Below are 5,593 nucleotides of genomic sequence, written 5' to 3' on the forward strand. Positions count from 1 at the left end.
TATGTATCGAACATTGAAAGCGTTATAGTTCCCGATATTCCATTATTATTTTCGGAGCTAGAAATGCCCGTTTTCAGTCATCATTTTCTTCGGCAATATCTGCATGATCGATTGGTCGATATTTCAGTAGACTCAGGCATCGCCGCTAACGTGGCTGATAATTTGGTGGAGTCCAGTCTCAAAGGCCATGACTCCCACGGTGTTAGTATGTTGCCCCGCTATATCGCGGCAATTCATGAGGGAGGATTAAATCCTGCAGCAAAGGTTAAAATCACCACAGATTTTGGAGCGTTGATTTCATTTGACGGGCAGCATGGCTTCGGCCAGGTTATTGGAAAACAAGTGATTGAACTGGGTATTGAACGCGCCCGACAGCACGGAGTCACGGTTTTGAGTCTGGCAAATGCACACCACTTAGGCCGCATCGGTGCCTGGGCTGAACAAGCTGCCGCGGCGGGGTTAGTCTCATTGCATTTTGCGAATGTAAACAATCGCGCCAATGTCATCCCCTGGCAAGGGCAATCAGCCCGACTAGGAACCAATCCCTTCTGCGCAGGCGTTCCCTTGTTATCCGGCGAGCCAATCATTCTGGACTTTGCCACTAGCGTTATTGCGGGTAATAAAGCACGTATTGCGTGGAATGAGGGGCGACAATTAGAGCCTGGTTGCGCGGTAGACCACCAAGGCATGCCCACGGTCGACCCACGTTATTTGATGGAAGAACCCTTTGGCGCACTGCGGGCATTCGGCGAACATAAAGGTTCGGGGCTGGCACTCATCTGTTCTTTGCTGGGAGCGGCATTAACCGGGGGCAACACCGAACGAAATACGCAGCCGGGGCAGCAGAGAATCATCAATAATATGCTGACAATATTAATTGACCCTGAGCGTTTGGGCGGAGCACAGCGTTATCAGCAGGAAATACCAGCTCTGTTAGACTGGGTACGTAGTTCCCATTCCGATAATAATCTGACATTACCTGGAGAATGGGAACAAAGAAATCATCAACACCGTTTGACTCATGGCATATTTATTGATGATGTCAGTTGGCAGCAATTATCCAATTTGCAATCCATTCCAGAAAATTTAAAATAGTTATTTACTACAACATCCCCTTAATGCGCCGAAATTAATCATTTAAATCGCCCTATTTAAAAAGGGCGCTATTGTATGTGAAAACTATTAGCCGATTGCGAATGTTGCCATAACGTCACACAATGCTGAGCTAAGGCATATGCAGGGTCAATACTCAAAGCCAGTAGTGGCGATTCAATAGCGTTAAACGCGAGCGGAATTTCAGTACAAGCCAACACTAATTTTTCGGCACCACGCCCTACCAATTCTGTAGCCAACTGTTGCAAGAGTTGGCCCCCAAGAGCTACCTCACCACGCTTTACCGCATAACATCCTGGGACAAACAAGGTTTTTAATGCCTGTTCGGTCGGTAAAATGACGCTGATCCCTAATGCCGCCAATCGCTGCTGATACCACTGCGCTTGCAGTGTTGCCTCGGTTGCGATCACCCCGACCCGTTGTGGTCGGGGGTGCAAACTAGCTATGTGGGCTACGGCAATATCGACAATATGCAGGATAGGTGCCCGGCTAGCATTGGCCAGTTGTGGATACCAGTGATGTGCCGTATTACAGGGTATAGCAATATGACTGACATCTAACTGATTCAGTTGCTGTATTGCATGTAACAACTGTGGCAACGGTGATTCCCCACATCCCGCCAATGCTTTTTGTCGATCAGGTATTTGCGGGACATTCCATGTCACTACCGGTAAATGGTCCTGATCCCGACTAACTGGCGTTACTTCAATAATTTTGTGCAATAGATCCAGTGTCGCAAGGGGTCCCATCCCACCCAGCACACCAAATAAAAGAGGTTTAGTCATCCTTGCCTACCTGCTCTAATACCTGGCGGTAACCGAACAGCCCGGCAGAACCGCCGGTATGGATAAAGACAACATTATCGTCTGGTGAAAAATACCCCTGGCGCACTAAATCGATCAACCCCGCCATTCCTTTTCCCGAATAGACAGGATCAAGCAGAATCCCTTCTAATTGTGCCACCAACGTCAGCGCTTCAAGCATGCCATCAGTCGGTAAACCATAACCCGCACCGACATAATTGCTATTAACGATCACGCTTTCCCGAGGGAATTCCCCCTTTAGCCCCAGCAGTTCCCCAGTCCGTTGTGCCAAAGAGTAAACATTTTGCTCCTGTTTATCTTGTGGTGCGCGAACACTGATGCCCAGTACCGGAATACCACTATTACTGGCAACCAGCCCTGTAACCAACCCGGCTTGTGTTCCCGTACTGCCTGTTGCGTGTACAATATGATCAATTCGTAGCTGCTGCTGGCTAGACTGATAAAGTAACTCTTGCGCGCAAGCGACATAACCTAAAGCACCGATCGGATTCGACCCACCACCCGGGATGATATATGGCTTTTTCCCTTGTGCCCGCAATGTCTCTGCCAAATGCTCCATCGCCTGCTGCATATCCGTCCCCGCTGGCAAGTGAGCCGCTATCGTTCCCCCTAATAAATTATCCAACAAGATATTGCCCGAAAACTGGTAATCATCGCCAAAATCACTGACTCGTTTCTCCAGCAAAATTTGTGCTTCCAAACCCAATTTTGCCGCCGCAGCAATCGTCTGACGGACATGATTTGACTGGGTAGCCCCTTGCGTAATCACCACATCGGCCCCTTGTTGCAGCGCATCCGCCAGCAGAAATTCTAATTTACGCGTCTTGTTGCCACCGGTCGCCAGCCCCGTGCAATCATCACGTTTAATATAAATATTAGGACCACCTAAATAACGTGATAACGCGGGCAATGCCTCTAATGGCGTAGGGAAATGGCCCAATGAAAGGCGAGGAAACCGAGCGAGATGCATAGTAATTCCTTAATAATATTATATTAGTTATTGAAATGACGGCGGGCTTCACTACGAACTCGATGCAATATCCGCTGTTTAATTTCGCTATAACCCTCAGCCTGAGCCAACGTTTCTATGTCACGCTGACGGCCAAAAGGCAGTCTTATTTCATCTACGATACAACCGGGGTGTGCTGACATGATAAGGATCCGGTCGGCCAGAAACAGAGCCTCCTCAACATCATGTGTCACAAACAAAATCGTGGTGCCGGTTTGCTGCCAGGCTGATAACAACAATTCCTGCATCATGAGACGGGTTTGCGCGTCCAACGCACCAAAAGGTTCATCCATCAGCAATATGTCGGGGTTGGGTAACCAGGCTCTGGCCATCGCGACCCGTTGTTTCATGCCACCGGATAATTGCCATGGATAGTGATCTTCAAACCCTTGCAAACCCACCAGTTTCAGGAATGCCTGTGTTTCCGGTAGGATTTGCGCAGGCGTCGCCCCCTGCATCCGTGGGCCGAAAGAGACGTTATCGCGTACCGTTAACCATGGGAATAGATTTGCCTGCTGAAATACCATCCCTCGATCCGGTCCAGGTGCTGACACCACATCTCCCTGGCATTGAATATTGCCACTGTCGGGGTGCTCAAAGCCGGCTATCAAATTAAGAATGGTTGACTTACCACAGCCCGACGGCCCGAGCAGTACCACAAATTCACCCGGCTCGATACTCAAAGAGATATCTTCCAGCACCTGCTGCCGCCCCTGCTTAGTGGCAAAACCCAAATTGACCCGATTAACCGTAATAGATGCCGATGGTTCCTTTCGCATTACTCTCTCCCTGCCCATGGCACCAATAATCGCTGTAAACCTACAATCAGCAGATCAAGCAGATAACCAATACCACCCAGTAACAGTATTCCCAGCATCACAATGTCAGTACGTAAATACGAGCTGGCATTGATCACCATCCAGCCTAGCCCTGATGTCGCAGCAACCATTTCAGCAGCAATCAGCGACGTCCAACCAATACCAATGGATAAGCGCACACTGGTAAACAATTCTGGTAGCGTTTCAGGTAGTACTACACGAAAAAAAATCTGCCGACGGCTAGCACCTAATGTTTGGGCGACACGAATTCTGGCTCGTCCAATACGTTCAACCGCAGCGCAAGCCCCAACCACCACACTGAGAAATGTGGCAATAAAAATCAGGAAAAACTTGGATGACTCACCGATACCCAGCCAGACAACCGCTAAGGGGATCAATGCTATCTTGGGTAATGGCCGTAAAAACTGCACAAATGGGTTAAGCAGCGCTGCAATAGGTTGCGACAGACCCATAACCAATCCCAATGGCACGCCAACCAAGATAGCGACGGCGAATGCACTCAATGCCCGGGCAACACTGACAGCAATGTGTTGCCACAATGGCACTTGCCGGTATCCCTCTTGCAGCAACTCGCCGGCGGTGAGGGCAATATCCGATAATGGCGGTAACAGCAATGGATCGATCCACTGCTCAGCCCCCACCACCTGCCACAATAAGAAGAATGAAATAACCGCCCCAACGCTTAACCCAACCTGCTGCACTCGATTCATAAATACCCTATTGCTGTACTTGTGCGGCGATCGCATCCTTTAAATAACTGACATTAATTCCCTTTTCAAACGAGCTGGGAATGTCACGTTTACGCACTTCACCAATGCTTTCCAAGAACCCAGCAGTTTTATGCACCGCCTGCCCAATACCACTGTTATCAGTATCGGAACCGTTGCCTAACCACTGCGCCGTTTCCTGCTGTTTAAGTGTTGGATATTCCAAACCAGATAAGGTATTCGTTGCCGTTGTCACCGGTGCGCCAACATCTTTCGCCACGATAGCCGCCGCTTTTATTGGATCACGCTTAAATTCATCAACTTTTTGCTGATGTACTTGCAAGAATTGGCTCAATAACTCGGGATGCGCTTTAGCAAACGCAGTTCTGACCACATAATTGTTATAAATGAGATAACCGTCCTGCTGAAGCTGTTTGGTCTCGAATACGGGATGCCCGCCAGAGACTTCGAGCTCTTGCGCAAAAGGAGCCCAAACATAGCCCGCGTCAATATCTCCCCGTTTCCACGCAGCAACCATTTCTGCGGGTCGCAATGGAATTAATGTCACCTTATTACGGTCAATATGATTGACCACTATCGCGGCATCTAATGCATATTGAGCGGTTGAATTAGGCAGATAAGCGACACGTTTACCTTCAATATCCTTCAAAGAGGTAATCGTATCTTTAGCAATAAGGCGTTCAGACGTAGCTATCACACCTGATATACCAAATATTTCTATTGGCAGTTTTCGCACCAAACCCGCAACCGCAGGGCTTGAACCTATATTGGCAATATCAATCGCATCGCTGGCAAAATAACCTAGTGCATCAGCACCGGTGGCAAATTGCACCCATTTCACCTTGGTATTGAGTGCTTTTTCCAACGAACCATCGACTTTCGCCAGAACCAGAACCTGTGAGCTACCACCGTAGGCCACGCGAACTTCATCGGGTAATGGTTCATCTGCCTGAGCATGAAAAGTGAGTAGGGATAAACTTGTTAATCCCAAAAAAAACGCGATAGGTTTCAACATGATACTGTCCTTGATTAATAATAATCGTAAAGTAATAATAAATAAAAACAGCCTTTAGCTATAAT

The 5,593-nt window shown here is 48.3% G+C and carries 6 protein-coding genes; 1 reads left to right on the forward strand and 5 read right to left on the reverse strand.

Annotated elements, in window-relative coordinates; translation table 11 throughout:
* The first annotated feature begins 63 nt into the window (after positions 1–63).
* The gene (locus V1952_RS19705) at positions 64–1,095 is read left to right on the forward strand and encodes a malate/lactate/ureidoglycolate dehydrogenase (protein WP_420075376.1); all 1,032 of its coding nucleotides are present in this window, start codon (positions 64–66) and stop codon (positions 1,093–1,095) included.
* A gap of 68 nt (positions 1,096–1,163) precedes the next feature.
* On the opposite strand, the gene V1952_RS19710 is transcribed toward V1952_RS19705, so the two are convergent.
* From V1952_RS19710 to V1952_RS19730, 5 genes are read right to left on the reverse strand one after another with little or no spacing between them, the layout of a single operon-like run.
* The gene (locus tag V1952_RS19710; RefSeq protein WP_372558578.1) at positions 1,164–1,898 is read right to left on the reverse strand and encodes an aspartate/glutamate racemase family protein; all 735 of its coding nucleotides are present in this window, start codon (positions 1,896–1,898) and stop codon (positions 1,164–1,166) included.
* Complete coding sequence (locus V1952_RS19715; RefSeq protein ID WP_420075377.1) at positions 1,891–2,907, reverse strand: D-cysteine desulfhydrase; 1,017 nt, start codon at positions 2,905–2,907, stop codon at positions 1,891–1,893. Before V1952_RS19715 ends, V1952_RS19710 begins: the two co-directional genes overlap by 8 nt.
* A 23-nt stretch (positions 2,908–2,930) precedes the next feature.
* Positions 2,931–3,725, reverse strand: coding sequence for an ABC transporter ATP-binding protein (locus tag V1952_RS19720; RefSeq protein WP_420072314.1), 795 nt, complete (start codon positions 3,723–3,725; stop codon positions 2,931–2,933).
* A complete protein-coding gene (locus V1952_RS19725; protein ID WP_372558575.1) occupies positions 3,725–4,495 on the reverse strand; it encodes an ABC transporter permease in 771 nt (256 codons plus the stop codon). Before V1952_RS19725 ends, V1952_RS19720 begins: the two co-directional genes overlap by 1 nt.
* Positions 4,496–4,502: 7 nt before the next feature.
* Positions 4,503–5,525, reverse strand: coding sequence for a glycine betaine ABC transporter substrate-binding protein (locus tag V1952_RS19730; protein ID WP_420075378.1), 1,023 nt, complete (start codon positions 5,523–5,525; stop codon positions 4,503–4,505).
* Positions 5,526–5,593: the final 68 nt, after the last annotated feature.

The sequence above is a fragment of the Yersinia sp. 2542 StPb PI genome (genome assembly GCF_048593855.1).
Taxonomy (GTDB): Bacteria; Pseudomonadota; Gammaproteobacteria; order Enterobacterales; family Enterobacteriaceae; genus Yersinia; species Yersinia enterocolitica_E.

What these genes read in the sequence shown, in the direction of transcription:
- V1952_RS19705 (WP_420075376.1), top strand. Translation starts at nt 64, where the DNA reads ATGCCCGTTTTCAGTCATCATTTTCTTCGGCAATATCTGCATGATCGA.
- V1952_RS19710 (WP_372558578.1), bottom strand. Translation starts at nt 1,898, where the DNA reads ATGACTAAACCTCTTTTATTTGGTGTGCTGGGTGGGATGGGACCCCTT.
- V1952_RS19715 (WP_420075377.1), bottom strand. Translation starts at nt 2,907, where the DNA reads ATGCATCTCGCTCGGTTTCCTCGCCTTTCATTGGGCCATTTCCCTACG.
- V1952_RS19720 (WP_420072314.1), bottom strand. Translation starts at nt 3,725, where the DNA reads ATGCGAAAGGAACCATCGGCATCTATTACGGTTAATCGGGTCAATTTG.
- V1952_RS19725 (WP_372558575.1), bottom strand. Translation starts at nt 4,495, where the DNA reads ATGAATCGAGTGCAGCAGGTTGGGTTAAGCGTTGGGGCGGTTATTTCA.